The following is a 26,456-nucleotide window of genomic DNA, read 5'->3' as shown; positions in this document are numbered from 1 at the left end:
TTTACCCTCAAATCGATCAAACACTGTTGGTACGACCACTTTCCCACATTCTAAATATCCATTTTATCCCTTTATTCACCTATCAAACTCCTAATTTAACATAATAAAATTACTGTAACCTTTTATTTTTTCATAAAACTTTTTCAGAAATTCAGATCTCCTGAGATTTCAAAAAACGATTTATTTCTCGAACAAGAATATCCGGCGCATCTTCCTGAACCAAATGTCCGGCTTCCGGTATAGTCACAAAAGTAACGTCGTCCATTTTTTCCCCAAGCGCAAATCCTTTTTCGATCGGAATCCATTCGTCTTGTTCTCCCCATATAAGCAGAACGGGAATCTCGATCTCGCCATATCTGGATTCGATCTCTTGCGTGTACAGATGGTCCGCTTGAGCAATCTGTCGGTAAAAGGCATGTTGTCCCGAATCGCCGAGCCAGGGTCGCAAGATACCGTGTAACGTTTCTTTGTCCATCTGAAGATATTGCGCGTTTTGTACGTAGGCCGATACGATCGCTTCATGAATATACCCAGGCAAACCCGCAAATACGGATTCGTGCTGTTTAACGTAAGCGAAGAAAGGGGAACCCCACGGACCGATCGCGACGGGGTCGATCAGAATCGCGTGAGAAGCCGTGCGCCGATTGAGCAGAAGGGTACGCAATACAGTGGTTCCGCCGAAATCATGACCGATCAAGATCGGGTTCTCCAGATTCCAGTGATCGAACAGCTCGCTTAACACTTTATTTTGAATGCCTAATGACACGTCCGCATCTTCCGCTTGCTCGGATTGACCGTAACCCAGCAGATCGTAATAATGGACTTTATACTCGCGAGATAACTCCCTGATTAGATGCCGCCAGTTGAACGAGGACCACGGCGTGCCGTGCACAAGCACGATCGAAGTTCCGTTTCCCCGGATGCCATAGCGTACCGTCCCGTAGCTCGATTTGAATTCCGAATGCAATGCATGTCGTTCCACTCGATCCCCTCCTTAGTTTTTGTCATGGAAGTTATTTTACGTACGGATTTATCATTAGTAAAATGAATATATTGAATACCCATTATAAAGAAAGTGAATACCTGACCGAGAAAGGAGTTTTTATGTCCATACATGCGTATCTCGTTTTTCAAACCGTCGTCGCTACCGGAAGTTTCACGAAAGCGGCGCAACAACTTTCTCTTTCCCAGCCTGCGGTCAGCCATTCTGTGCGATCTTTGGAAAAAGAACTCGGCGTGCAGCTTTTGCGGCGGGGCGGCGCGGTGAAGCTGACGGAGATCGGCGAAGAGTTGATGCCTCATGTGCATGCGCTCGTTGCGACGCAAGCCCGTATTCAACAGATCGCGGACGAATTGCACGAATTGAAAAGAGGTTCGATCCGTTTGGGTTCGTTTCCGAGCCTGACTGCCGGGATTTTGCCGAATCTTCTGCGCGTTTTCCGCGAACGACATCCCGGAATCACCGTCTCGATCCAAGATGACGGATATGCCGAGATCGAACGCGGATTGAGTCTGGGCGAGTATGATCTGGCTTTTCTTCCGTATGAAAGCCGAAAATTCGATTCCCGTTTATGTTTCGAAGACCGGTATGTCGCGATTGCTGCTTTGGATTTTCCGGACCCGGCTCAAGGCAGAATGACGCTTCAGCAATTGGATGGATGCTCGTTGATCTTGCCGATGGATGGATGCGAACAAGTTTTGCTCCCTCTTTTCGAAAAATCCGGAGTCTCGCCGCATATCGAATACGAACTCAAACATGCCTTGTCTATTATCGGAATGGTCGCGCAGGGCATCGGGTTGTCGATCGTTCCCGAAGGAACGGCGAATCTGGTATCGTCAGTGAAGTCGCTGCCGCTCGAACCTCCGATCTTCCGGCAACTCTATGCGGCGACGCGCAAAGGGGACGAACTATCGCCCGCCGTCCGAACGTTTTTGCGTTACATCGCGTCGCGCTGACGATCCGCAAAAAGACATGCGACGTACACGCCGACTACACATCGCGCCTCTATACTGGGAATATCCCAATCACACAGGAGGCATTTACAATGAAAACATCCACATTGATTTTGAGTCTTGCTTTTACGGCGGCAACGATCGGTTCTTCCGCGGCGGCGGCTTTACCGGCACAAGCGGCGTCGAACGGTATTCAAGCTCCGACCCAGGTTGCGGCCCAGTCGGCGAACCGGTTGGAAGTCGCCGGCATCGACGATCCGAAAGAGTTTCACGAGTTCTTTTTCAACCTTCAACAAGCCGTAGCCAAAAACGATAAAAAAACGGTGGCTTCGATGATGAATTATCCGCTGAACGTGAACACGAACGGCAAAACGTACAAATTCCGCACGTCGGCACGTTTTATCGCCAAATACGATTCCATCATGACGCCCGAAATCAAACGTACGCTCGCTTACGCGCTGGAAGACGAATTGTTCGCGAATTGGAAAGGGGTCATGCTCGGAGACGGACAGATGTGGTTCGGCGTGCTGGACGGAAAACTGAGCGTGTACGCGATCAACAAATAAAGGCTTTTGACAGCGCAACGCTCTCCGGTTAGCATGAGAAGGCAAAGCCAATCCGCAAGATACGGAGTGCATTCCTTATGAAAAGAACGATTATGCTGGTCGAAGACGACGTGCTGATGCGCGAGTTTATGACGGATTATTTTAAAAAAGAACAATGGCATGTGCTCGAAGCGGACAACGGGCGCGAAGCGCTGGAACTGTTCGAGCGGCATGAAGTGGATCTGATCGTGCTGGACATCATGATGCCGGAGATCGACGGATGGTCGGTCTGCCGGCGCGTGCGCAAAAAGTCCGGCGTTCCGATCATTATCATCACGGCGCGCGCGGACGATGACGATCAGATCATGGGCTTCGAGCTGGGGGCGGACGAATACGTGACCAAGCCTTTTAGCCCGAAAGTGCTTGTAGCCCGCGCTTCGGCGTTACTTAAACGGGCGGAAGGCACTCTCGGACGCGAGGATGATCAATTGGTTTACGGAAAACTGACGATCGACCGCCAAGCACACACCGTGAAAGTGGAAGACGAAACGATCACGCTGTCACCCAAAGAATACGATCTGCTGATCCTGCTCACGCGCCATATAGGAAAAGTTCTTGAACGCGATGAGATTCTGAATGCGGTCTGGGGAATAGACTATTACGGCGATACCCGAGCGGTGGACACCCATATCAAAAAACTCCGGGCCAAGCTGGGCGAAGAAGGGCGCTTGATCCGTACGGTGATCGGCACGGGATATAAGTTCGAGCCCGGAAACGAGAGTTGAATGAAGATGAAAAAGGTCGGTATTGTGTTCAAACTGTTTGTCGTCACGTCGCTGGTCACGTTGAGTATCTTCGCTTTGATCCTGCTGGCGCAAAGTTTGTTTTTCGAACGCTTTTATCAAACGGTAAAGACCGGCGATTTGGAAAAGAGCATGCTCGATTTTAGCGGACAATATGCGGTGGCGGGAAACGATCCTGTCGCGACAGCGCGGGTTCTCGGGCGATTCACGAACGAAAATCAAGCTTCGCTGGCGATTTTGAATCTTGATTTCGAGCGCCGCAGCCTTGATCCGTATTTGATCGCGTTACGGACGTCCGCAGGAAAAAGCGTCACGCTGCTTTTGTCTTCGGAAGGCATGACGGTTTCGGATGTGCCTTCCGGTCTTCGCGTCGGGCAAAAGCTGGCGGCGGACGGGATCTACATGGACGAGCAAGACACGCTGATGCAGCCCGTAACGCTGCAAAGCGATACGGCTCAACCTCAAAGCGGTCTTGCGCGGGTAACGGGAACGATCACCGAGCTGATTCTGCCGGAGAATCAGGATTTCAATCCTTTTTACGCCAATACGCGAATCGACGAAGCGTTGGCCGATTGGCGCAATGCCGAATTTTCGGACATCGAACCGCGTTTGGCTGCCGGCGAGATGCTGACGAGCGAATGGAGAGACGAATGGAGCGGAGTCTCTTACTTGCGCGTCTTGGTTCCGATCGTAAATGAAAAAGGGAGTTCGGAGGGATATGCGTTTGCGTTGGCGTCTCTTCAGCCGTTGGGCGAAGCGGTCGGGATGCTGCAACGCTACTTCCTGTTTCTTGCGCCTGTCGTCGTTGCGGTCCTGCTGTTGCTGTCGTTTGTTTATTCTCGGCTCGTGTCCCGTCCGCTGATTCGCCTTAGCCGAACGTCGTCGCGCATGGCGGCGCTGGATTTCACGCCGGACGAAGGCCGGTCGATTCGCTCGCGCGACGAGTTCGGCGAATTGTCGCGCAACCTGGATACTTTGGGTCATAACCTCGATGCGGCGCTGCAAAAACTATCCGCCACGAATACGGAACTGGAACGCGAAGTCGAAGAGAAAGTCCGGGCGGAACAATTGCGCAAAGAATTGATCGCCAATATCTCGCATGAATTGAAAACGCCGCTCGGCATCGTCAAAGGGTTCGCGGAAGGATTGCAAGACGACGTGGCCGCGGACAAGCGCGAACGTTATTTGCAGCTGATCGTCGGCGAGACGGATCGCATGAACGCCTTGATTATGGACATGCTCCAACTTTCCCGTTTCGAAGCCAAAGCAATCAAGCTCAAAACGGAGCATCTCGATATCGCCGTTCATGTGCGATCGTTGCTGGACGCATTGACGGAACAGATCGCGAACCGGCAGCTGAACGTGCGTCTGATCGGCGAGTTGCGGCTTCGTGTGGTTGCCGACCCGCGCAGAATCGATCAGGTGCTGATCAACCTGCTCAGTAATGCGGTCCGACATGCGCGGGAAGCGGGGGAGATTCGGGTTTCGTTGCGGCGCCTGGATTCCGGGTTCGCGGAAATCGTGATCGAAAATGACGGCGATCCGATTCCGCAGGACGATCTGGAGCGGATCTGGGAGCAGTTTTACAGAGCGGAACGTTCCCGGGACCGCCGCTCAGGCGGAACCGGGTTGGGGCTTGCGATCGTCAAACATGTTTTGGAATTGCACGGAAGCGAATACGAGGCGGTAAATACGGAGAAGGGTGTCGCTTTTCGTTTTACATTGCGCGAAGCTTCATCCGTTGAAAAGGAGAGGGAAGATGAAGAATAGACGTTATCCACTGGCAGGTTGCATCTTGATCGCCGGGATGCTTGTTTTAAGCGCTTGCGGACAGAAAGAGACTTTATCGACAGAAAAAGCAACCGAAAATTCCGCTACCGCCGCTTCGTCGGATGAGACAAGTTCGGCTGCGGCGCCGGAAGATTCGCAAATTTTGGTTGTGCTCGACCAGACCGAAATGCCGATCGAGAACGGAGGTTTGACCTTTTCTTTCAAAAAGATTCCCGAAGGATACGCGCTGCGCGAAATGTTATGGAAAGGCAAAGGCGACCCTGTCGTCGCGACGTACGAGCAAGCGAGGGAAAACGGGGCGAGCGGCGGAGACGGCTTTTATATCAGCGGCGACGGACAATATTCAGGCTTCCTGTACGCGAACGAGCGCAAAGGCGAAGAAGGCGAAATTTCTTTCGTGTTCGTCAACGACAACGATCAGCGCCTGACCTGGGCCAAACGGATCGTGCTGAAATAGATCGGCGCGAGAAAAGAAATGACGCAAAGTTGCTTTTTACCGGCGAATCGGGTACACTTTCCTACAACGACTACCCATATAAAAAGCTAGGAATGGAAAAAGTAGCGAAAACAGGAGTCTTCTCAGCGAGCCGGCGATCGGTGCAAGGTCCGGCAAGACGATGTTTCGCGAATGGGTCCATTCGCTTCGGTCCGAACGCCGCGACTTGCGGCCAGTAGGCGCCGACGGCTTCCCTCCGTTATCTCGGGAACCCCGTTAGTCGTTTTGACGGGTCCAAGAGCGGCCGCAAGGCCGAAATTCGGGTGGTACCGCGGAGCGTATACAGACACTTCGTCCCTTTTACAGGGATGGAGTGTCTTTTTTGCGTTCCGTATCCGGGTAATTGTTCAATAGAGTCCAAGGAGAGATTACTATGAGTCCAATCAAACGCATCTTGTCCGGCATCAAACCGAGCGGCGACCTCAATATCGGCGGTTACGCGGGCGCGCTCAGCCAATTCGTCAAATACCAGCACGAGTTCGACAGTTTCTTTTTCGTGCCGGACCTGCATGCCGTCACCGTCGCGCAGGACCCGAAAGAATTGCATCAACGTTCGCGCGAGATCGCGGCGTATTACGTGGCGGCCGGCATCGATCCGGAAAAAGCGACCATTTTCCTGCAATCGCAAGTTCCGGCGCACGCCGAATTGGGATGGATCATGGAGACGCAGGCCCATTTCGGCGAGCTGAATCGGATGACGCAGTTCAAAGAAAAATCGGACGGCAAAGAAGGCGTCAGCGCCTCGTTGTTCACGTATCCCGCTCTGATGGCTTCGGACATTTTGCTGTATCAGGCAACCCATGTCCCCGTAGGCGAAGACCAGACGCAGCATTTGGAGTTGACCCGCGATCTGGCGAACCGCTTCAACAGCCGCTTCGGCACTACGTTTACCGTCCCGGAAGCGATCGTGCAGGACATCGGCGCCCGGGTGATGGGACTGGACGATCCGCACAAGAAGATGAGCAAAAGCAATCCGAACAAAGCCAGTTATATCCTGATGTTGGACGAGCCTGCCGCGATCCGCAAAAAATTCTCCCGCGCCGTGACCGATTCCGACGGACAGGTGCGTTACGATTGGGAGTCCAAACCGGCCGTCAGCAATCTGATCGAGCTGTATTCGTTATTCGGCGAAGTATCGACCGAAGACGTGGAGCGCCGTTTCGACGGACAAGGCTACGGGGCTTTCAAAAAAGAGCTGGCCGAAGTGGTGATCGCCAAGCTGGAACCGATTCAACAACGTTTCCACGAAATCGTGAACTCCGCCGAATTGGACGAAATTTTGAAGCGCGGCGCGCGCAAAGCCAACGAAGAAGCGGGCAAAACGCTTTTGGCGGCGAAAAAAGCGATGGGGTTTGTGACATTCGACTAGTACTCTGTATCAATAGAATGTAAGGTTACGCTCGTCCGAAACGCACTAGACCCGTGTGCGTTTCGGCCAAACGTAAACCCACTATTTGACCTGATACAGAGTACTAGGGCGTGTACGCAAACTCCGAAGGGGGCAGATTGAGCTGAATTTTCGTTCTCATCCAGGAACTTTTCCGAAGGCGTGCCGGGGCACGTCAAGGGAAAGTGACGTAGAGGAGGGCGAAAAGGCAGCTCAAGATGCACGTCGTTGAGTTTGCTTACACGCCCTAAGGCATATTCGAAGTGCTTAAGATCTGAAGGATTAAAAAACGAGAATCCACCCTGTATCCGCAAAAAAGGAAAAAGGGTGGATTCTTGTGTTAGGGGAAAAATCTAATTAATTATTGTTTACATAATTATATTATAGTCAACCTTTAGGTAAATCGAACACAATCAAATCCGACAATGTCTGGACCAACAGCTTCCCGTTTTTCAGGAAAGGCACGCCGAACAAATGCGATCTCGTTTGAGGCATGCTCCATGTACGGCCGCTTTTCATATCAAAGATATAATATTCGCCGGTATCCAAGCCTGCAAAAGCGAAATCTCCCAAAACGTGAACGCCGGTTGTCGCAACACTGGAAGGCAATTGGCCCAAGTCGAAGATGCGGTCGTCGTTGGCGCGCAGCGCCGAAAGCATTCCGTTTTTCTGGAAAAAGAAATACCCGTTTTGGGGACCGGAGACCAGATTGCCGTACTCGGCGTAATTTTTGTCGGATGCCGATTCCCCGCGTTTATAACGGACCAATGTGGATGTATACGGTGACAAGGACGATTCCACCCCATAGACATAATCGCCGATCAAGTAAGCTCGCGGATCGGCGGACGAACGGGCGTCTTGGGATAATCCGTAGTTCTCGGTTTTGACGATCTTTCCGGTAGAAGGATCAAGCATAGCCAAGCGCAGCATATAGCCTCGGAAAGCTGTGTCTCCGTAAGCGAGTCGGGATGCCTGATCTGTCACATTGCGAAGAATAAGTTGGCCGTTTGCTTGACCGACAGGCGTATAAATGCCTTCTTGGCGCCAAAGCTGCTTACCGGTCGCCGGATCGATACCGAAAAACCGGGTACGAATATTATCTACTGTGCTTGAAACGACCAATGTCCCTCCGTATTGTCCTACCAGATCGCCGGCATACATCGGAATTTGAGTGTTTTTCCAATTGCGCTGACCGCTGACGGGATCAAAAGCCGAAAGTCCGCCGCCGGAATTCTCGTTTAGCACCAGCAACGACCCTTCGACCGAATAAACGTGTGCGCCCATTTCGTTGGTTTCTTCCACTGCGGTCGTCCGCCATAACGGTTTGCCGCTGGAGGAATCGACTTTGACCAATCGACCGGACGCATCTATGAAAGTAACGGTATTCGAGGTTATGACTTCGGGCGGCCCGGCCTGGGGAATCGACCATTTCACTTTTCCCGTTTCCAAACCGGCAGCATATAGCGTATGCCGATTATCGCTAAAGAAAACAAGTCCGTTCGAAATAGGCGACTTCTTGGCAAAAAGCCCTTGCCCGTCGTTATCGACTTTCCATGCCGGGTTAAGACTTTGAACCGAAGATGCTTTTTGGAGAGGGGCTTTCGAATCCGAGGAAGCTGCGGATTCGGCCGAGGACGTACCGGTAGCGGAAAGCAGTAGAGCGGCACTCAAGCAAGCGCCGGCTGCAACAAAACGAGAAAATTTGATTGTCATCGAGTATACTCCTTCATTTGAATAGAATGTATAATCATCGAACGTTTGCCGAAAGCGAAAAGTTACGGGATGCACGAGCGCGACTTTAGGTTCCTTTTATCCAAACGATATACAAAAAAACCGCTCCCACAAAGGAAGCGGTTTTCAAAAGCAAGATTAGGATTCGGTTCAGACTTTCAACCAAGCATTCGCCAACAGCAAAGCCCCTTTTTTCGCATTCGTCTCCGCCAGCGCGTTCAACATCACGAAGTCGTGAATGATCCCCTGGAAACGAGCCGCCGTTACCGGAACTCCGGCTTCGCGCAGCTTGTTCGCATAGGCTTCGCCTTCGTCGCGCAATACGTCCGCTTCGCCTGTAATGACCAGCGCTTCCGGCAGACCTTGAAGCTGTTCGGCCGTCGCGCGCAGCGGGGAGGCCGTGACTTGGTCGCGCTCCGCCGGGTCGGTCGTGTACTGATCCCAGAACCACTTCATGCCTTCCTTCATTAAGAAGTAGCCTTCCGCGAACTGGTTGTATGAATCGGTATCGAAAGAAGCGTCGGTGACCGGGTAGAACAGCAGTTGCTTCGCGATTTGCGGACCGCCGCGTTCTTTGGCCATCAGCGTGATCGCAGCCGTCATATTGCCGCCAACGCTATCGCCGCCAACAAACAGCTTCGACGTATCAAAGCCTTCGGTTTCGCCTTGCGATGCGATCCATTCCAGCGTCGCGTAGATTTCTTCGATCGCGACCGGGTATTTGTTTTCGGGAGACAGACTGTAATTCGGGAACACGACAGCCACTTCCGAGCCGACCGACAATTCGCGAATCAATCGGTCATGCGTATGCGCGTTACCGAATACCCAGCCTGCGCCATGAATATAAAGGAGCACAGGAAGCGGTCCGGTCGAACCTTTCGGACGCAGCACGCGGATCGAGACTTCGCCTTTCGGGCCACCGGTGATGGTTTTGTCCTCTACGTCAACTTCAGGTTTGAAAATATCGCCGGATTGAACTTCGTCGACCGTTTCGCGACCTTTTTCCGGCCCGAGATCCGGCAAGAAGGGAGGCTTCGAGTTATCGTCGGCGAATTGCTGTGCTGCGGGTTCAAGTACGGGTTTCTTTGCATCTGTCATCAGAGTAGAGCTCCTTTCGAGTGTATGAATACACACTCACAGATTTGGGCAAACAACGGTGCGGCTTGGTAGGCGATATGTATCTTTTAAACAAGCCTACCTTACCCATTTAACACAAAATTCAATTTTGCGAAACAGAATAACCAAAAGAAATTCAGGATGTCTTTTTCGAAACGGCCGGACGCTTAACCGCAATCAGTTTGCCTTCTGCCTGTATGAGGATTGTGCTGCCTACGATCAGGGTCTGTCCGTAAATACGGCTATCTGTATCTACGACGCCTAATGTTTTACCGGAAGGGATATCGATCGGATAGAACTTGCCGTCGCTCATCCCTACATAGGCATTGTTTTCGATCAGATCAAGTCTTGAAACGGGATTAAGCGGGATATCATAACTCGCACTCGTTTTTCCGTTGAGAGCTATGGATTTGAATTGCAGGTCTTTTTGCACGAAAAAACGATTGAGGTAAGGCCCTGCCAGGAAATCGCCTTTGCCTTCGTAAATCACGGGCGTTTGCTTATCCGGGTCTTGATCGAGCTTAAAGCGGTACAGCATGGAAGAGAAGCCTTCCAGCGTGCCTTCGCTATATTTGCGCATTGCGATGTACAGATCATCTCCGTCAACAAAGACCTCGTTAGCTGTTTGGAACATGCCGTCTTGGACTTGAACATATTCATAGTGCTTCGTCGCTTTTCCTGTTTTGATATTGATTTTGTTCAACACCAGCGCGTGGTCCGGACTGCTCATCGGGTACTGATCGCGCACATACAGATATCCGTTGCGGGAAGCTAGCACCGGACCGTTATTTCCGCCGCTTTCCCAGAGTTTTTTCCCTGTCTTCGGGTTATATCCGCTGTATTGATCGACCGTGAGCGCTCCGCTTACCGTCATTGAAGCTACAAGTACGCCGTCATAAAGTCCTTGGATAGCGGGTCCGCCGTATTCGCTCTCCGTTTTTTGTTTCCACAGGCGTTTCCCGTTAACCGGATTGTAGGCTTGAAGCGTAAAAGGTCCGCCTACATAAAGGGTTCCGTTGATAAGACTGATCGTGAAAGATGGGTTTGAAGCAGACATTCCCGTATTCGTTTTCCAGAGCGGTTTTCCGGTTTTGGGATTTAAGCTGATCAAGATGCCTTTTTGGTCGATAAAATACAGAGTACCGTTTCCTTTGACCCATTCGGACGAAGGGAGGGAAGAGGACGACCATTGTGTTTTGCCTGTAGCAGCATTGATCCCGCGTAGTTTACCTTCATGAACGTAAATCACGGTATTGCCGGAAGCTACTGCGGAAAAAGCTTGATCAACTGGGTCTTTCTCTACGCTCCAAAGAGGTTTAAGTGCTTGGATCGTATTCGTTTCAGAAAGTGTAGGGGCACTGTATGAAGTGACCGGAGCGGCCGAGACGGCAGATAACATAGATGACGTGAGTCCGATGACCAAAAATAAAGAAGTTATTTTTCTACGCGTATTCATTGATAAATTCTCCTCTCGATAATTTGAAAGTTATTCAACTCAAAATAAGGTTACATAACTATAAATATGTTTACTTTTTAAAAAAGATACTCAAGAACGAAAGAAATATCAAAATCAATGTCGACCATGGGCCTCTATCTACTTGCACGGTATTCACTCCTTTCTCTTTCCGCTTTTTACCATATTCTATTGAACGCCTATGATTCCCATATTGTTGCGTATTTATTTGAGAAAACTTTCTTGGGACTTGCGTCGCGCGTATTCGATAGTCCACAATATATAGAAGAAACTTTTTGAAAAAGCAGAAGCGGAGCGATGCAGGATGGCGACCATTCGGATTCCCGACGACGAGGAACTTGAAGATTATGCCGAGTATCTGGAAGCGTTCCTTATTTGGATGCAGGACGCGGGATATACGGATTACACGCAAAAAAATTACTTGAGTGACGTGCGGCAGTTTATGTTGGGGTTAAGCGGAAAAGAATTGGATACGGTGAAAAAAATCCACGTGATGTCGTTCCTTTCCAACGCCAGACGCAGCGGATCGGGAGACGCGACGCGGAACCGCAAACACGCCGCCATCCACTGCTTTTATAAAGCATTGATCGAACTGGAATTGCTTGAACAAAACCCGGCGATCGGGATCAAAAAGGCAAAGACGGAGAAGAACCGCGCGCCCGTGTATATGGATGAACGTCAAATCGGAGAGTTTTTGGAAGCCGTCGACGGCAAATACCGGGAACGCAACCTGGCCATTTTCTTGCTGATGGCGTATATGGGCCTTCGGGTCGGCGAAGTACATGCGCTCAACGTGTCCCATTACAATGCGGAGCGGCGGAGTCTTCAAGTGTTCGGCAAAGGACGGAAATGGCGTACTCTGCCTGTCCCGGAAGCGGTCATGGGCGTGTTGGAGGAAGCGATCGTGCAGCGTTTGTCCCCATGGACGGACCGCGAGGAAGCGCTGTTCGTTTCGCAAAAAGGACGCCGGATGTCGATTCGCGCGATCCAGCAGTTGGCGGCCGATACGTTTGATCGTTTTCAACAGGACTTGGAGCCGCATCAACGGATTCCGTATTCCAGCCACAAGCTGCGCCACTCGTTCGCCACAATGCTGCTGCGCAAAGGCGCGGATTTGCGGACGGTGCAGGAAATGCTCGGCCACGCCTCGATACAGACGACGACCGTGTATACCCACGTCTCGAATCGGGAGAAAGAAGAAGCGATGAGCCGGTTGGATGTTAAGTTACCGGGCAATTCGGGTAAAAATGAATAATGGATATTCGAAAAGGAGGCGTTACGCATGGGGTTTAATCTTGGAGGTTTGGGAGATGCGTTCAATAAGTTGAAGCAGGGGGATCTAAGCGGATTAAGCGAGATGGCCAATAAGCTTCCGCTGAACGAAATTCTGCAAAAGCTCCCGCTGGATCAACTGCTCAACTCGGAATTTTTGCAAAAGTATACGCCGTTCAAATCCGCTGCGGAAATGCTTCAGAAGTTCGGCATTGGCGGCAGCGATCCTAACGCGCTGCAAAACGTTCCTCCGCAGGAACTGGACGAGAAGGTCAAAAGCAATACGCAATTCGGTTCTATGCAGGAATTGGTGCAAAAAGGATTGGAGTTCTTGCAACAGCGCCAGGGAAAATAGTTCTTCTCCGTACAAAAGCCAAGCAAATTCCGATCAACAACGCGGCCTGCGTCGATATCGACAGGTCGCGTTTTTTTATCTTTTAACGAATTTTCTGTATGCGATTGTTCATTTTCGGCGGTCGTGCTATCGTAGGCAGACAGGCAATTTGCTGCTGGGAAGTGATGAGCATAACAGAGCAGCCATTACCGCTTTCCGAGTGCGCCCGGCGCAGAGCGGAGGCAGAAGGGGTTTAACGAAATATGCGTTTTGACATTGAATTTTTATCGTTTTTCGTCATCCAGGTAGAGGGCCGGGAAGGCCAGGGGGCGAGAGGATACAAGCATTACCAGACTATGGACGACTACGATTACGAAGACAGCCCCGTGAAAAAGTTCCTCGATAGCGAATTTTCGCGGATCGCGAAGCGGAAGGTGGAGAAGAACCCGCTGACCGAGCAAGCCCCAACCAAAATTGGCACGTTCATCGTCGAACCGGGCTACGAGCTGGACAGTAACCCGAACTTCAATATGTTTAACCGGATGCGGACGGCGGACGGCAAAGAAGATTTCAAAAACGCCTGCGACGATCTCGTGCGCAATTACCTCGATACCGGATCGGTTCGCGGAGGCGCGTTGGTGCTGACCCGAGCCAAAATGCCGACCCACTCCGACGATCCGTTTATTTTTGTTATGAAATGCGACTTCGAGAACAAGATCGCCCGCATTTCGGACGAACAGAACCTGATCGACGAAGTCGAAATGGCAATCAGCACGAAAAGCATCAAGTCGATCATGTATCCGCATATGCCCGAAGCCGGTATGACGGAAGATTGGGAACTCAAGATCCACCAACCTTCGCACGCGCGTTATTTTGAAGACTTTTTGAAATTCGTCGTCTACGAACAGTCCATGCCCGAGATCGTGAATGACCGCGTCATGGAATTCGTGCAGACTTACGTGGAAGAAAAGTGGCCGGACGAAACAAGCGAAGAGCGTCAGCGCGAAGAACACGATCTGGAGCTATGGACAGCCAGCGACAAACGCGATATCCAGCAAAAATGGGAACCGGAGCAGGTGATGGAAGCGGCGGAACGGATCACGGAATTCCAGCCGGACATCGAGGTTCGCTTCAAGCTCGGCAATTCGCAGATCAAAGGTCTGCTGGCCGATTTCGGTTACGGGGTGCATATCACGCGTCTAAACGGGCGATACGCAGTGATTTTGGAAGGTGAATCCTTTGTGTTCGACAAAGGCCATTCCCCGATCGAGCTGCTTCAGCCGGAAGATTTCGAGACCGTGGCGAAGCGTCTGCTTGAGCGACGCGAAGAACCGGGAGACGACGGCCTGCCTTATTAAAAGGTAGAGGGGGAGAAGCCTTTGACTAGACCTAACAACAAAGACTCGCGATCAGGAGTTCGAAAAGAAGGCTTCGGCGGAATACGCTTTTTATCCGAGGAAGAGAGTTCGCATTATGCTTCCCTGGCGCAGGAACATCTTGCACGCGCGAGACCGGACATCAATCCGAAAGACTTGTTGCCGATTCGCGCTGTCGAGTTGGACAATGACGAAATGCGGCTGGAGTATGCTCGGCATCACCGTGGGATTCCTTTTTACCGCGGCCCCCAGTTGTTTGTCCGAATGAAATCTTCCGGCGAGCTCTGCGATTTGAAAACAGATTGGGCGCCTTGTGAGTTCGAATCCGAGCCTATGGATGATCCACCAACTTCGATTCAGGCACCGGAGGATTCTTCTTGTATTCGAAGTACCTATGCGTTGGATGTATCTGCCGTGATGCCTTTTTACCTTTTTCCTCCAAGGCTTTATGATCGAAATGGCCAACGTGTGCTGCAAGGAGAAAAGCTTGGGCCGTGGGAATGGATAGACTTGCGCGGCGGAAATTCTTCAGCGAAAAAAAGTGTTTCAGCGCCAATGCGCCCTCTTCAGGGACGTATGCCTGTTCCCGATTCCAGAAGACCCGAGCCGCTGGATCGAGATGAGTTGAGACGTGCCCGCAGTGCTGCGTTGGATTATCTGCTGCGCTCGACAAAACCGCGGGCTTATCGCTGGGCTTTTCTCGCAGGCAGGCAGCGCTCTTCATTCCAGGCTGCAAGCGGCGGATTTGCGCATGTGCGCGTCTACCGATTGGTGAACGGACTTCCGGTGCTGGGAGCTTGCTTGGATTTGTATGTCGAGCGTCGCAGCGGGAAACTCGCGGCGGCATCGGATGAGCTGCATTTTCGCCGCTTGCGCCCTGAACGTTTTGCTGAAACTTTGTATAAGCCGAGACTATCGGAGAATGAAGCCTGGGAGAAGCTCAAAGAGCATATTCGGGTTCTGCCGTACTACGTGCGAACCGGAAGTCGGACGAACGGAATCGAGCAAGCTTCACTGGTTTGGATCGAAGAAAGCGAATTTGTTTGCGATGCGGCTTCCGGTCGGTTGTTACGCGCGGAGATTGTTCGATTATAAAGCATGATTTGTTGTAGAACATAGCGAAGCCCCCCGTACTCTATAGAGAGCGCGGGGGGCTTTTTACATGCCAAAATTTTTTTTACAGATTGACTTTCGCGATTTCCGATTTCAGCTTGTTGGCCGAAGCATTCAGCAACTCAAGCTCTTTATCGTTCATCGGAATCTCCAGGTGCTCGCGTACGCCAGTGCTGTCAATAACGCAAGGCAGGCCGAGGTAAACGTCGGAGATGCCGTGATAGTTGTCCAGCAAGGTCGAGACGTTGAGTACGGAGCTTTCATTTTGCAAAATAGCGGTTACGATCCGGTCAAGCGCAAGAGCGATTGCATAGTAGGTCGAACCCTTGGCGTTGATGATCGCGTACGCTGCATTTTTCGTGTTGTCGAAGATTTCTTCCTGCGTGCTTTCCGACAGATCCAGTGCAGCGCCCGCTACGTTCGCCATACTCCATACCGGAAGCTCGGAATCGCCGTGCTCCCCGATGATATGCGCGTGAATGCTGCGTGGATCAAGATGTTTTTGCTGACCGATCAGGTAACGGAAGCGAGCGCTATCGAGCAGCGTACCCGAACCGATCACGCGATGAGCGGGCCAACCACTCTTTTTGTACGAAACGTACGAGAGGATATCTACCGGGTTTGTCGCGACGAGAATGATCCCGTTGTCATTGTACTTCACGATGTTGCCGATGATTTGGTCGAAGATGCCTGCGTTACGGTTGAGCAGATCGATACGTGTCTCGCCTGGGCGTTGGGCTGCACCTGCCGCGATGATGATGACGGCTGCGTCTTTGCAGTCCGAATAATCGCCAGCCCAGACTTTCACGCCGCCAACGAATGGCAGGCCGTGATTCATGTCCAGTGCTTGCCCAAGAGCCAGTTCCTTATTCACATCGATCAAAACGAGTTCAGTCATGCGCTGCCTCAGCAGCAAAGTGTAAGCAGTTGTTGCGCCTACGTCACCCGTGCCGATAACGACAACACGGCGGGAACGCGAGGATGGGGTAGTCATGTCCAATTCACTCCATTTCTTCAGCATATGTTGATGAGAGAAATAAAAAAGACCCTCTCAACTTTGTAACCAGTTTACACGGTAACAAGCAACATGTCACGAAATTGTGTCAAATGTCTTTGCGCGAATCATGTCGAGTTTTGTTATAATGATAAAATGTTTAAACAAGTATTTGGTGGAAAAGAGGTTGAACGATTATGCGGGGTTTTGCGATTTTACTCGGATTCAGCCTTGCCGGCGTGCTGCTGCACGATGCGCTGCATCTTCCGTTGCCGGGCAACGTTATGGGCTTGTTATTATTTTTAGCTGCGTTGTTCGCAAAAGTCGTGAAGTTGGAATGGGTCGAGCAATCCGCAAATTTATTGACGGGACATCTTTTGCTCTTTTTTATTCCCTACGTCATTGGAGCAGCGGCACTGATGCCGTTTCTCGGTAACAATGTCGTGTCGATCGTGGTGGGTGTGGTAGGAAGCACTTTCGCTGTGTTAGCGGTAACCGGAATGGTTGCCAAAAAGACACAGCCCAAGCAGAAGGAGGCGTCTCAGGATGCAAAACTTTCTGCATGATCCGCTTTTTGGTCTAACGCTAACGATCGGAGCTTATGCTCTTGCAAGAGGCATCCAGACGAAACTGCCGTGGCTGCATCCGATACTGAGCAGCAGCGCGATCATCTTGATTATTCTGGGCTTGCTGCGTTTCCCGATTGCCGACTTTCAAGGCGAGGTCGGGCTTTTGACGAGTCTGCTCGGTCCCGCGACCGTCGCGCTCGGCGTCCCTATTTATAAGCATCGCAAATTGATTCGGGAGCGGCTTAAGACGATCTCGATTTCCGTTCTGGCAGGCTCGATCACAGGCATCGTCAGCGCGGGGCTGCTGGTGTACGTGACCCGCGGCTCGCATGAGGTGTTGCTCAGCATTTTGCCGAAATCGGTCAGCTCGCCTATCGGAATCGAAATTTCGAGATCACTCGGCGGCACGCCCGAGCTGTCCGTGATGTTCAGCGTCGTCACCGGCGTGCTTGGAGGCGTACTCGGCCCCGCATTTTTATATCGAATCGGTCTTCGCGATCCGGTCTCATTCGGCTTGGCGATGGGGAGTGCGGCGCACGGATTCGGTACGGCGCGAAGTTTGCAGGAATCGGAGACAGCAGGCAGCTTCAGTGCGCTGGGCATGGGGCTTGCGGGCATCGTTACCTCGTTGTTATTCGTTCCCGTTTACCTCTGGTTGGGCTGAGTCGGACACAGTTGCGACGCCTATGGTCTTTTATGCTATAATGACGAAGGAATTGCGCTCCGTGCGACATTATTCGAAACTCAAAGGGGGCGGCTGCAATGCGGATCAGGCAAAAGGTGTTGCTGCCTCTGCTTGCTATGCTGATTGTGCTGGCCGGATGTACAAGCGACTCTTCGACGGAAGACGCAGCGTCCGAACCAACGGTGCAGACGAATACGGCCGATGATGCTGGAGGCCAGGAAATTACGCTTGTCGAACCCGAGGAGGGCGGCAGCGCCAATCAATATGAAGAATACGTGGTGCAGACCCGATTGACGGAGATGCACCTGTTTGACGGGAAGATCGGTATGGCTTGGGGGCTTACGCGAAGCGCGCTCCGCATGTACTTGACCGAGAATAACGGGAAGAATTGGACGCCGTTGTCGCCTTCGGAACAAGTCACGTTCTCTAATGTGCCCCAGTACGAAAAAGAAGTCTTTTTCACGGATACGAAGCACGGCTGGATTGTACGGAGTGCGGGAATCGCGGACGAAACGCTCGTTCTGCGTACGTCCGATGGAGGAGAAAACTGGGCTCTCGCGACGTTGGGGCGTACTGACGAGCTGCCTGCTGCGTTATATTTCAGCGATAACGACCGGGGCTGGTTGCTGATGTCCAAAACGTCTTCCACGGCGGGCCGCGAAGACAAGACGTTATACCGGACATTGGACGGAGGGGAAAGCTGGACGGCGATCATGCGTACCGCGAGCGGCACCCAATCGAGCGGTTCGGGAAATCCGTTGCCGGAGATCGGATACCTGTCCGGCATGTATTTCGAGTCCAACGGCAGCGGCTACGCCACGACGCTGGAACTGGGACGGCCGACGCTTTACCGGACCAAAGACGCCGGACGAAACTGGTTTAAATCCTCATCGTTTTTCGCGGGAGGCGAAAATCCGATCGGCAGTTGCGACGCTTACGTGAGCGGCAAACCCCAAGCCTACGAGACTGCCGCAGGTTCTTGGGTTCCCGTCGGTTGCAAACAGAGGGACACGGTGCAATATCACGGGTACTTCACGCAAAACAACGGAGTCGCCTGGAAACACGCCGCGTTCAACCTGCCTGCCCAGGAATCGCTCAACCTGCAAATCGCCCCGGTATTTATCGATCCGTTGCGCGGCTGGATTCCGATCGGTTCGCAGTTCTACCGTACGACCGACGGCGGTCAAAATTGGAAACAGCTGCCCAAAAGCGATAAACTCGTGGAGAACATGGAGAAGTACCCCGAGATCTTCCAAGTCCAATTCATCACGGACAAAGTCGGCTGGATCTTGATCGGGAAAACGGAACTCAGACGTTCTTTGCTTCTGCAAACTTTGGACGGCGGCATCACATGGCAGGTGATTTAAGAAAACCCTGTCCGTGAAGGAAGCTTGGGCGCTGCGGGGAAAATTCGTTCAAGACGCTGTCTCACTCGGAAAAGTTGAATTGGATTTAAATAAGAATTTTCCGAGTTCAAAGGCGTCTTTCACTGAATTTTCCCCTCCGCTATAAGCTTCACTCAGGGAAAGGATTTTCTGAGGATTTGGGGGTTGTTCCTAAGGGACAACCTTTTTATTTTGGATAACTATTCTATGTTATTTAAAAAATAAGCAGTCGATATGCAATAAAATTGCATGAGCGCACTTATTTCGCATTTTGCCCTTATCTTTTATTATAAAAAGCGAAGAGAGAAGCGGAGGGAGAAATTCAGTTTAAGACGCCTTTGAACCCGGAAAGATTCCTTATTTAAATCCAATTCAACTTTCCGGGCGAGACAGCGACTTAAACGAATTTCTCCCGTAGCGCCCGCACTTCGGTCAGCTCCACCCGAACAGAAAATTTTAAATTATTTCAGATAATGTGAAAAAAATCACATTATCTTTCCGAAAAATCTGTTATTTTTTAAATATAAAGAATGCAACAAAACAAAACGACAACTCAAACAACCCTAAACTTAACTTAAATCGAGGAGTGATCCACATGACCACTGCAACTAGCCAACTGACTCGTAACTACCTGAACCTCTGCTATAACTGCGAAGATGCTCACCTGTGTGAAACCGAAGAACAATGCTTGGCTTGCTGGGCAGAACAAGGATTGCTGAACAAAGAAGAGAACGAGAGCGCAGAAACCAATCAGCTGCTGAACATGTACTACGCGTAATGCCGACACTTGGATGTGCAGAAGAAGCATTTTGCACCCCATTAAGTGAATTTAATCACATAATACATCCGCTTGCCGGACATTAAGTCTTTCGCCTTCACCCCGCGAAGGGCTTTTTGCTTTGGTTTCCCTCAGCAAGCCGTTTGGGTAATAAATAGAGCAGGGAAAGATAGGAAGGGAGCTGACGAGAATATGAGTTTTGAATCCACGACAGTAATCGTAACCGGCGCGGCTCAAGGAATTGGGCAAGCCGTTGCTAAAAGTTATGCCGAAAAAGGGGCACGCGTTGTGCTTGCCGATACGCAAGAACCCGAAGGAGCCGCAGCCGCTGCGGAAATCCGCAATTCGGGCGGCGAAGCGATTTTCGTGCCCTGCGATGTGTCCAGCGAATCGGATATCACGCATCTGATGCGCGAAACGATCGAAGCCTTTGGGCAAATCGACATCCTGATCAACAATGCCGGATTCGGAATTTGGAAGTCGCCGTATGAACTGAGCGTCAAAGAATGGGACGATGTCATGAATACGAATGTCCGCGGTACGTTTCTCGCCACGAGAGAAGCCGCTTTGCATATGCGCAAGCATGGAAAAGGCTCCGTCGTCAACCTTTGCTCGACGCGCGCCCATATGTCCGAACCCAATTTCGAAGCCTATGCAGCATCCAAAGGAGCCATACTGGCCCTTACCCATTCGCTAGCGATTTCGCTTGGAGGAGACGGCATTCAAGTCAATTGCATAAGCCCAGGCTGGATCGAAACGAAAGAATACGACAAGCTGCGCAAAGAAGATCACGCCCAACACCCAATCGGCCGAGTCGGCACCCCCGAAGACGTCGCCCGCGCCTGCCTATATATCACTCACCCGGATAATACCTTCCTAACCGGAGCCGAATTGGTTCTGGACGGCGGAATGACACGCAAAATGATTTATGCGGAGTAAGAAACCATTTACTTCGATTCAGCAAGCCTAATAAGCAAAAAAGCGACCTGCACAGCATCAGCAGGCCGCTTTTTTTGCATAGTGTTTATCCTTTCCCCTCACCGCCGTGCCTCCCCCATATCTTTCACTTTTTTGCCATATCCGATGTAAAAATAAGGTTTGCCGCTCAATATCACGGGTAATAGTAAGGATATATAGCACCAATTGTACTTTAATCGCAATCTCACCTTCTCTAAATGGACGATGCAGCCGGGCGGACGTGAACGCATTTTGATCGATTCGCGGACATCCGCGCAAAAAACGAGGAGGGATTCATATGGAATATTCTTATTCACCCGTGACTTATCGGATCAGCAGTGGAATGAATGGCATGGCAGGAAGAGGCGGGGTAAGCTTCCGGAATCCGTTAGCCAGATCCGGATCGCCGATGATCGAAGCGTCCATTCCGCAGACCAACTACGAGCAGCCGAATGTGATCTCTACTTTGCAAAATAATCTGGGACGCACAGGCACCTTTTATATCGTACCTGGAATGAATGCAAGCTTCACGTCAACTTCAGTAGAAGGACGACTCGAAGCGGCAGGCAGCGACCATATTGTATTGAGCATCGAATATGGACAACGTACCGTTGTGCCGCTGAATTGCATTGACTATGTGGTGTTCAACGATACGACCGGATACTTCTACTCAGGCAACGAAGCCTTTTTTGCCGGACAATAATGAACAAAGCGAGGCTTGATGACCCATGATTCGCAATAAATAAAGACCTTTTCCGACACGAATCGTGTGGAGAAGGTCTTTTTGGTTAGGTTGTTGCGGTTACTAAATCGATCACGTACGTCGTCACCGAACCTGGAGCGGCTGTAGCGGTAAACGACCCATTTTCCAATGTAATCGATTGGAGCTCAGCCAAATCTTCTTCAGCCGTCGTTCGGTATAGACGTACCTGAAGCGATGCAGCATCCTCAACTGAATCCAGCCCTTGTAACTGATAAGCATAACTGGCCGATTCCGTGTCATTGTCGTTATACGTCACGATCGTCAGACGATTCGCAGCGGGATCGAGCGCCGCAAGCGACTTGTCACCGTCGTTATGCACAATAATGCTGCCTGGGCGAATAAACTTGCTGTAGTTGCCGAGTGCGTAATATTGCTTATACATAGAGTAGGATTCCGATTCGTTATGTTCAAACGGCGCAAAGATCAATCCCCACGTGCTGACGTTGCTTTCCACGGCTTGCCAATACACCCAGGCTTCGGAACGCATGGTTTTCAAATCCCGAGTGATTCCTTGAGCTAAACGTTTGGCACCTGCCATTGAATAAGGATCGTCTGTCGGGTGAGCTCCGTTTTCAAAACCGACTTCGGACATCCAAAGCTTTTTTCCATCCGATGTAACCGCCTTCATAAAAGATTCCGGGTTATAGCTGGGATCGTTATACGTATGGGTGTTTACCTGAGGAATCAGCGCTTTCACCTCAGGAGAGAACGCGTTCCATGTATGCAGCGCCATCTCGACAAACGATTCGTCCGATGCACTGATTGATGTATCCGAAAGTCCGGCTTCGCGCAATGCTTTGGCGGCCTCGCGGATTACGATTTGCTGCTGTTCAGGCCGAATCTGTGCGCCTTCCTGCTTCGTAATCCGATGCTTCCACCAGCCTGCAACCGGTTCGTTGAAAGGGGCCAGTGTGCGGAACGTAAGTCCGTACTCATCGCGGAAATACCGGACAACCTCGACCAGATAACGGGCAAATTCGCGTTCCGATCCGGGCTTCAAGTTATCTCCGCCATCGATACCGCCTGTCGTTGCGCCTTGCGCGCCGTCTGGCTGCTGCGGATCATATGCGAGCGTCATCCACCAGGGAGGACAGTTAGAGAACGCTTCGAAGATCGGTTCGTCTGCCAGAGAGCGAATCAATTCGACGATCTCCCGTTGATTCGCATCCCGCGACCAATCCCAACTCCCGTCCTGATTTTGAAAAGATAAAATGGCTTTGCCGAAGTCCAGATAAGGATCGTCCGCGTCTTGGGTTCCTCCGATATTGTAGCGAGCAATGTTCATCCCAATTCCCACTTCCGCAGAATACAGCTTTTCCACGATCTCTCGTCTACGCGCTTCACTCCAGCCACCCAACACATTGGCCCACCAGGCGAGTGACGTCCCCCAGCCTTCAAAAGTCTGATGCTTGGCGGACAGATCAATCTGGATGGATACAGTAGCCGCTTTCAAAGATTCGTTCCCCATGATTCGCCTCCTTCAGATTCGAATTCATTTATAGTATAACCGCAGAGAACCGTGTATGCGTTAACAAACAGCGAGAGACGAAAACGCGCATCTTTTGGGCCGATCGGTTATGCTTTTGAAGAGAATCTTTTGATAAAGAAGGGACGTGCTTGAGTGAACTTGCATGAAATCGCGAAAGTTGCTCCATCTGCAAGACAGCTTGCCTGGCAGCGGTTGGAGTTCTATGGGTTTATTCATTTTGGAATGAATACGATGACCGGACGCGAATGGGGCGAAGGCCATGAAGACTTGTCGATTTTCGATCCACGATCGCTCGATGCAGAGGAGTGGGTGGCGATTCTTGCAGGTTCCGGCATGCGCGCGGTGATCTTGACCTGCAAGCATCATGATGGATTCTGTCTATGGCCGAGCCGATATTCGCAGCATACCGTTGCCTATACCCCCTGGCGCGACGGGAACGGCGATCTGGTAAAGGAAGTATCGGAAGCCTGCCGTAAATACGGACTGAAGTTCGGAGTCTATCTCTCGCCATGGGATCGGACAGAAAGCAGTTATGGAGAAGGTGAAGCTTACGACGATTTCTATGTCCACCAGTTAACGGAGCTGCTGACCCATTATGGAGAGATCGGATGCGTCTGGCTGGATGGGGCAAACGGGGAAGGGCCTAGCGGGAAAAAGCAATTTTACAACTGGGAGCGTTATTACGAGGTCATTCGCCGCTTGCAGCCAGGGTGCGTGATCAGCGTATGCGGTCCGGACATCCGTTGGGTCGGCAACGAGGCGGGGCAGACGAGGACCCAGGAATGGAGTGTCGTGCCTGCTCCGCTACGCGATGCCGAGAAGACGGCGGAGAAATCGCAGCAGGCTGACGACGGGGAGTTCTCACGATCTTTTAACTCGATGGAAGAAGATTTGGGGAGCAGACAGGCTATAGCAGCTTATGACGGTGAATGGATCTGGTACCCTGCCGAGGTGAACACGTCGATCCGTCCCGGTTGGTTTTACCATCGGGAAGAAGACAAGCAGGTTCGCAGCGGTGAAGAATTGTTCGAGATTTATCTGAATGCGGTCGGCGGGAATGCAACGTTCCTGCTTAACGTACCGCCGGACGCACAGGGACGTATCGCTGAGCCGGATCGTGTAGCATTGAAGGATCTCGGGCAAAAAATCTCGCAGCTTCGGGACACTTCGTTGATGCAAGGGGGGAGCGTACGAACCTCAAGCGGACAAGCTTCTGCTGAAATCGTCTCATCGGCTCCTTCAGGCGAGAACGATTCATTTTGGCAACCGGAAAAGAAAGACCTTGATCCCTGGCTGGAGTTAACGTGGGAGCAGCCGCAGTGGATCAACACACTTGGGCTGGGGGAGCATTTACCGGTAGGACAACGGATCGAAGCTTTTGAAGTGTTGGCTAGAACGGTAGATGATCCTAAAAAAAACGTTGGAGAATGGCAGCTTATTGCAGAAGGGAGTATTGTAGGGCATCTCAAAGTGTTACGTTTTCCCTCTGTACAGACTTCGCAAGTTCGAGTTGTGATGAAACAGTATCGGGAGTTTCCGACGCTGTCCCAATGGTTTGTAAATTTCCTGCCCAAGTAGTCCAACCAAAACCGGAATAGATGCGTTTATGCATAAGGACGCACCTATTCCGGCTTTTTGACTTTGAAAAGAACGCAAAAAGCCTTATGATGAAGGTAGGCTCAAGGTCTTACATATTGCTGTCATACATAACGAAACAACCATTTTAATGAGCGCTCACTCCAAATAAGCAGGCCTTTTGTCTGATCTGTATGGGAGGTATCGTTGACGGACAAAAAGAATGGCAAAAACTTTTCAATATTTATTTAGAATTTGAAAGGATTCCAAAAAGCTGGACTGGTGCAGGGAGTGAAGGAAATGGTACTATGATAGGAACGAAAATTGTTACGTAATGGACATATGTACTGGGAGGAAATACGATGACCAAGCTCCAAGCCCTGCTTCGGGCAAATCCCGACGAGGAGCCTTCGGAACTCTCGCACCATTTGCTTAATCGGTTGCAAGGATTCATACCTGAACCAGAAGGTCGGGCAATAATCGAGGCTTCTTTCGAATGGGTGGACGATTTCGAGCTTGAGGAAGAGAACCAAAAGCGCGTGGACGAGCGGATCAACGAAGCGTGGTCGATGTTCGTCCTGCTAACCGTCGAGGAACGCGCCTGGTTTTACGACACGATGCTGAATATTTTGGAAAAAGAACCGTTCACAGAAGCAACATCGGCGCGAAAAACAGCCAAATTGACCGAGCTGTTCGTGCTTCGCAAAGCCTCGCTCGAAAGCTCATACGCACTTCGAGACGAATTGCGGTCCAGACATACGCGTGTGCTTGGATTGTTGCGCGAATGGATTGAGAAAGGAAGCAGTGCCGATCAGCGCGATCCGGTTTTCTACGGGCTTTCACGCGCCGCCGCAGCACTGTTCGAAATTTATTTCAACCATCCGCATTACATGGACGACGATGATCTGCGCTGCGAAGCATCAATCTTGCTCCCGGAGCTGATTCGAACGTTCTACCCGGCTTGTAACCATGTTCATGTCTATATGCTGGGTTACCATCCCGGGTATGCGGAAGAAATTGCGCAGCTTATTCACTTCTTTCTGAAGCTTGATCAACCCAAGGAGAATAAGGGTAAGGCTTATTTAAGTCTGGCTTCTTCTTTTATGGGCGAAGGAGCCGCCGTGCTTGAACGCGGCATTCGCCCGGTATTGGATAGACTTGCGTCTTATATGCCCGAATGGTCAGACAAGCAGTTTGATGAATTTATCGATACGTTCATCTATTACCCGCTGCTGCGTCAGCCGTTGCTTCAGATCGCCAGATCCAATGACCGGCGGCTTGTGCTTGATTTGACTGTTTCACAGCATCGTAAGACCGCTCTGGCTGCGAAAACGGCGGAGACGCTAAAGCAGGCGAATACAGTCATTGCCCAGATCGAAGCGGAAAGCATGCCGAGCACCAAGAACGGGGTTACGGGAGTCTCGTTCGTAGATTTTAACTTGAAGTTGGCGGTTATCGAAGAATTGATGTACAAACAGAATGTGGTAACTCCGCGTTTCGACGTGGGTGTGTTCGTTCAGGAGTACGCACTGCGTGAAATATCGATTGCCGAAGAAGGAGACCGGCCGATTCCCGAGGTCCGGGAATATTTTGAGCGTCTGGTGCTGACGGAAGAAGATTTATCGAAGGTTACCAAGCTCGTAATTGCCAGCGGGCAGCAGGTTCAGCTTCAGATTATTCCGTTCTGGAATGGAGAAGACGGCTGTTTTGACGTGCACACGCTTGAGGATCTTCAGTATTTACCGAATCTGCGCGTGCTCCAGGCGATCCGATTGCTAAAAGCCGATTCGGCTCCGGCAGTGGAACGCGGAATTATTTTGGTTCAGGATTAGTGCGCCGTTCAGCAATCTGAGCGCTGTATCGAAAGGAA

Annotated in this window: 24 protein-coding genes and 1 other annotated feature; of the genes, 18 read left to right on the top strand and 6 right to left on the bottom strand. The window is 51.1% G+C overall.

Translation table 11 applies throughout. The annotated features are described in order from the left end of the window. Nucleotides 1-151: 151 nt before the first annotated feature. Entirely contained in the window at nt 152-982 is an 831-nt protein-coding gene (locus tag WKI47_RS20085) for an alpha/beta hydrolase (protein ID WP_340228959.1), read from the bottom strand. Between the two features lie 122 nt (nt 983-1,104). Between WKI47_RS20085 and WKI47_RS20080 the strand changes: the two genes are divergently transcribed. The 6 genes from WKI47_RS20080 (at nt 1,105) to trpS (ending at nt 6,957) form a co-directional block, all read left to right on the top strand. Beyond that, nucleotides 1,105-1,956 carry a LysR family transcriptional regulator gene (locus WKI47_RS20080; RefSeq protein WP_340228958.1) on the top strand — a complete coding sequence of 284 codons (852 nt, stop codon included), beginning with the start codon at nt 1,105-1,107 and terminating at the stop codon, nt 1,954-1,956. An 89-nt stretch (nt 1,957-2,045) separates the two neighbouring features. Continuing rightward, the gene (locus WKI47_RS20075) at nt 2,046-2,519 is read left to right on the top strand and encodes a hypothetical protein (RefSeq protein WP_340228957.1); all 474 of its coding nucleotides are present in this window, start codon (nt 2,046-2,048) and stop codon (nt 2,517-2,519) included. Nucleotides 2,520-2,596: 77 nt separating this feature from the next. Beyond that, nucleotides 2,597-3,283, top strand: a complete 687-nt coding sequence (locus tag WKI47_RS20070) for a response regulator transcription factor (RefSeq protein ID WP_340228956.1) — start codon at nt 2,597-2,599, stop codon at nt 3,281-3,283. Then, nucleotides 3,284-5,071: a sensor histidine kinase gene (locus WKI47_RS20065; protein ID WP_340228955.1), complete on the top strand. Its 1,788-nt coding sequence runs from the start codon at nt 3,284-3,286 to the stop codon at nt 5,069-5,071. Next, the gene (locus WKI47_RS20060; protein ID WP_340228954.1) at nt 5,061-5,549 is read left to right on the top strand and encodes a hypothetical protein; all 489 of its coding nucleotides are present in this window, start codon (nt 5,061-5,063) and stop codon (nt 5,547-5,549) included. Before WKI47_RS20065 ends, WKI47_RS20060 begins: the two co-directional genes overlap by 11 nt. A gap of 79 nt (nt 5,550-5,628) precedes the next feature. Further along, nucleotides 5,629-5,890: a binding site (T-box leader), on the top strand. Between the two features lie 80 nt (nt 5,891-5,970). Beyond that, the gene (gene trpS / locus WKI47_RS20055; protein ID WP_340228964.1) at nt 5,971-6,957 is read left to right on the top strand and encodes a tryptophan--tRNA ligase; all 987 of its coding nucleotides are present in this window, start codon (nt 5,971-5,973) and stop codon (nt 6,955-6,957) included. A gap of 405 nt (nt 6,958-7,362) precedes the next feature. On the opposite strand, the gene WKI47_RS20050 is transcribed toward trpS, so the two are convergent. The 3 genes from WKI47_RS20050 to WKI47_RS20040 form a co-directional block, all read right to left on the bottom strand. After that, a complete protein-coding gene (locus WKI47_RS20050; RefSeq protein ID WP_340228953.1) occupies nt 7,363-8,688 on the bottom strand; it encodes a PQQ-binding-like beta-propeller repeat protein in 1,326 nt (441 codons plus the stop codon). A 168-nt stretch (nt 8,689-8,856) separates the two neighbouring features. Further along, nucleotides 8,857-9,804 carry an alpha/beta hydrolase gene (locus tag WKI47_RS20045; protein WP_340228952.1) on the bottom strand — a complete coding sequence of 316 codons (948 nt, stop codon included), beginning with the start codon at nt 9,802-9,804 and terminating at the stop codon, nt 8,857-8,859. Between the two features lie 154 nt (nt 9,805-9,958). After that, a complete protein-coding gene (locus WKI47_RS20040; protein WP_340228951.1) occupies nt 9,959-11,278 on the bottom strand; it encodes a PQQ-binding-like beta-propeller repeat protein in 1,320 nt (439 codons plus the stop codon). A 322-nt stretch (nt 11,279-11,600) separates the two neighbouring features. On the opposite strand from WKI47_RS20040, the gene WKI47_RS20035 reads away from it, so the two are divergent. From WKI47_RS20035 to WKI47_RS20020, 4 genes are all read left to right on the top strand, one after another. Beyond that, complete coding sequence (locus WKI47_RS20035; protein ID WP_340228950.1) at nt 11,601-12,551, top strand: tyrosine-type recombinase/integrase; 951 nt, start codon at nt 11,601-11,603, stop codon at nt 12,549-12,551. Between the two features lie 27 nt (nt 12,552-12,578). Next, nucleotides 12,579-12,923 carry a hypothetical protein gene (locus WKI47_RS20030; protein WP_340228949.1) on the top strand — a complete coding sequence of 115 codons (345 nt, stop codon included), beginning with the start codon at nt 12,579-12,581 and terminating at the stop codon, nt 12,921-12,923. Nucleotides 12,924-13,165: 242 nt separating this feature from the next. Beyond that, entirely contained in the window at nt 13,166-14,260 is a 1,095-nt protein-coding gene (locus WKI47_RS20025; RefSeq protein ID WP_037288535.1) for a DUF3900 domain-containing protein, read from the top strand. 21 nt (nt 14,261-14,281) lie between these two features. Then, nucleotides 14,282-15,373: a hypothetical protein gene (locus WKI47_RS20020; RefSeq protein WP_340228948.1), complete on the top strand. Its 1,092-nt coding sequence runs from the start codon at nt 14,282-14,284 to the stop codon at nt 15,371-15,373. Between the two features lie 82 nt (nt 15,374-15,455). Here the strand turns inward: WKI47_RS20020 and WKI47_RS20015 are convergent, their stop codons facing one another. After that, nucleotides 15,456-16,385, bottom strand: coding sequence for an L-lactate dehydrogenase (locus WKI47_RS20015; protein WP_340228947.1), 930 nt, complete (start codon nt 16,383-16,385; stop codon nt 15,456-15,458). A 197-nt stretch (nt 16,386-16,582) separates the two neighbouring features. On the opposite strand from WKI47_RS20015, the gene WKI47_RS20010 reads away from it, so the two are divergent. The 6 genes from WKI47_RS20010 (at nt 16,583) to WKI47_RS19985 (ending at nt 21,462) form a co-directional block, all read left to right on the top strand. After that, a complete protein-coding gene (locus WKI47_RS20010) occupies nt 16,583-16,951 on the top strand; it encodes a CidA/LrgA family protein (RefSeq protein ID WP_340228946.1) in 369 nt (122 codons plus the stop codon). Then, the gene (locus tag WKI47_RS20005) at nt 16,932-17,618 is read left to right on the top strand and encodes an LrgB family protein (RefSeq protein ID WP_340228945.1); all 687 of its coding nucleotides are present in this window, start codon (nt 16,932-16,934) and stop codon (nt 17,616-17,618) included. Before WKI47_RS20010 ends, WKI47_RS20005 begins: the two co-directional genes overlap by 20 nt. 98 nt (nt 17,619-17,716) lie before the next feature. Beyond that, nucleotides 17,717-19,006, top strand: coding sequence for a VPS10 domain-containing protein (locus WKI47_RS20000; RefSeq protein ID WP_340228944.1), 1,290 nt, complete (start codon nt 17,717-17,719; stop codon nt 19,004-19,006). A 613-nt stretch (nt 19,007-19,619) separates the two neighbouring features. Further along, on the top strand, nt 19,620-19,802 hold the full coding sequence (locus tag WKI47_RS19995) for a hypothetical protein (protein ID WP_340228943.1): 183 nt from the start codon (nt 19,620-19,622) through the stop codon (nt 19,800-19,802). A 192-nt stretch (nt 19,803-19,994) separates the two neighbouring features. After that, the gene (locus WKI47_RS19990; RefSeq protein WP_340228942.1) at nt 19,995-20,741 is read left to right on the top strand and encodes a glucose 1-dehydrogenase; all 747 of its coding nucleotides are present in this window, start codon (nt 19,995-19,997) and stop codon (nt 20,739-20,741) included. 316 nt (nt 20,742-21,057) lie between these two features. Next, nucleotides 21,058-21,462, top strand: a complete 405-nt coding sequence (locus WKI47_RS19985; protein ID WP_340228941.1) for a spore coat protein GerQ — start codon at nt 21,058-21,060, stop codon at nt 21,460-21,462. A gap of 85 nt (nt 21,463-21,547) precedes the next feature. Here WKI47_RS19985 and WKI47_RS19980 read toward each other — a convergent pair whose 3' ends face one another. Further along, nucleotides 21,548-22,990: a glycoside hydrolase gene (locus WKI47_RS19980; RefSeq protein WP_340228940.1), complete on the bottom strand. Its 1,443-nt coding sequence runs from the start codon at nt 22,988-22,990 to the stop codon at nt 21,548-21,550. A 153-nt stretch (nt 22,991-23,143) separates the two neighbouring features. On the opposite strand from WKI47_RS19980, the gene WKI47_RS19975 reads away from it, so the two are divergent. Beyond that, nucleotides 23,144-24,589: an alpha-L-fucosidase gene (locus tag WKI47_RS19975; RefSeq protein ID WP_340228939.1), complete on the top strand. Its 1,446-nt coding sequence runs from the start codon at nt 23,144-23,146 to the stop codon at nt 24,587-24,589. A gap of 359 nt (nt 24,590-24,948) precedes the next feature. Then, nucleotides 24,949-26,418, top strand: a complete 1,470-nt coding sequence (locus WKI47_RS19970) for a DUF6892 domain-containing protein (protein ID WP_340228938.1) — start codon at nt 24,949-24,951, stop codon at nt 26,416-26,418. Nucleotides 26,419-26,456 lie beyond the last annotated feature (38 nt).

Origin of the sequence: Saccharibacillus sacchari (assembly GCF_037722395.1) — a bacterium.
GTDB lineage: Bacteria > Bacillota > Bacilli > Paenibacillales > Paenibacillaceae > Saccharibacillus > Saccharibacillus sacchari_A.
Note: the sequence above shows the minus strand (reverse complement) of the source record. Positions and strands in the feature narration are given on the sequence as shown.

Excerpts from the sequence above, each read along its gene's own strand:
- WKI47_RS19980 (WP_340228940.1), bottom strand. The coding sequence starts at position 22,990 with ATGGGGAACGAATCTTTGAAAGCGGCTACTGTATCCATCCAGATTGAT.
- WKI47_RS20035 (WP_340228950.1), top strand. The coding sequence starts at position 11,601 with ATGGCGACCATTCGGATTCCCGACGACGAGGAACTTGAAGATTATGCC.
- WKI47_RS19970 (WP_340228938.1), top strand. The coding sequence starts at position 24,949 with ATGACCAAGCTCCAAGCCCTGCTTCGGGCAAATCCCGACGAGGAGCCT.
- WKI47_RS20005 (WP_340228945.1), top strand. The coding sequence starts at position 16,932 with ATGCAAAACTTTCTGCATGATCCGCTTTTTGGTCTAACGCTAACGATC.
- WKI47_RS20065 (WP_340228955.1), top strand. The coding sequence starts at position 3,284 with ATGAAGATGAAAAAGGTCGGTATTGTGTTCAAACTGTTTGTCGTCACG.
- WKI47_RS20050 (WP_340228953.1), bottom strand. The coding sequence starts at position 8,688 with ATGACAATCAAATTTTCTCGTTTTGTTGCAGCCGGCGCTTGCTTGAGT.
- WKI47_RS20040 (WP_340228951.1), bottom strand. The coding sequence starts at position 11,278 with ATGAATACGCGTAGAAAAATAACTTCTTTATTTTTGGTCATCGGACTC.
- WKI47_RS20070 (WP_340228956.1), top strand. The coding sequence starts at position 2,597 with ATGAAAAGAACGATTATGCTGGTCGAAGACGACGTGCTGATGCGCGAG.
- WKI47_RS19990 (WP_340228942.1), top strand. The coding sequence starts at position 19,995 with ATGAGTTTTGAATCCACGACAGTAATCGTAACCGGCGCGGCTCAAGGA.
- WKI47_RS19985 (WP_340228941.1), top strand. The coding sequence starts at position 21,058 with ATGGAATATTCTTATTCACCCGTGACTTATCGGATCAGCAGTGGAATG.
- WKI47_RS20075 (WP_340228957.1), top strand. The coding sequence starts at position 2,046 with ATGAAAACATCCACATTGATTTTGAGTCTTGCTTTTACGGCGGCAACG.
- WKI47_RS20010 (WP_340228946.1), top strand. The coding sequence starts at position 16,583 with ATGCGGGGTTTTGCGATTTTACTCGGATTCAGCCTTGCCGGCGTGCTG.
- WKI47_RS20080 (WP_340228958.1), top strand. The coding sequence starts at position 1,105 with ATGTCCATACATGCGTATCTCGTTTTTCAAACCGTCGTCGCTACCGGA.
- WKI47_RS20045 (WP_340228952.1), bottom strand. The coding sequence starts at position 9,804 with ATGACAGATGCAAAGAAACCCGTACTTGAACCCGCAGCACAGCAATTC.
- WKI47_RS20000 (WP_340228944.1), top strand. The coding sequence starts at position 17,717 with ATGCGGATCAGGCAAAAGGTGTTGCTGCCTCTGCTTGCTATGCTGATT.
- WKI47_RS20015 (WP_340228947.1), bottom strand. The coding sequence starts at position 16,385 with ATGACTACCCCATCCTCGCGTTCCCGCCGTGTTGTCGTTATCGGCACG.
- WKI47_RS19995 (WP_340228943.1), top strand. The coding sequence starts at position 19,620 with ATGACCACTGCAACTAGCCAACTGACTCGTAACTACCTGAACCTCTGC.
- WKI47_RS20025 (WP_037288535.1), top strand. The coding sequence starts at position 13,166 with ATGCGTTTTGACATTGAATTTTTATCGTTTTTCGTCATCCAGGTAGAG.
- WKI47_RS20060 (WP_340228954.1), top strand. The coding sequence starts at position 5,061 with ATGAAGAATAGACGTTATCCACTGGCAGGTTGCATCTTGATCGCCGGG.
- WKI47_RS20030 (WP_340228949.1), top strand. The coding sequence starts at position 12,579 with ATGGGGTTTAATCTTGGAGGTTTGGGAGATGCGTTCAATAAGTTGAAG.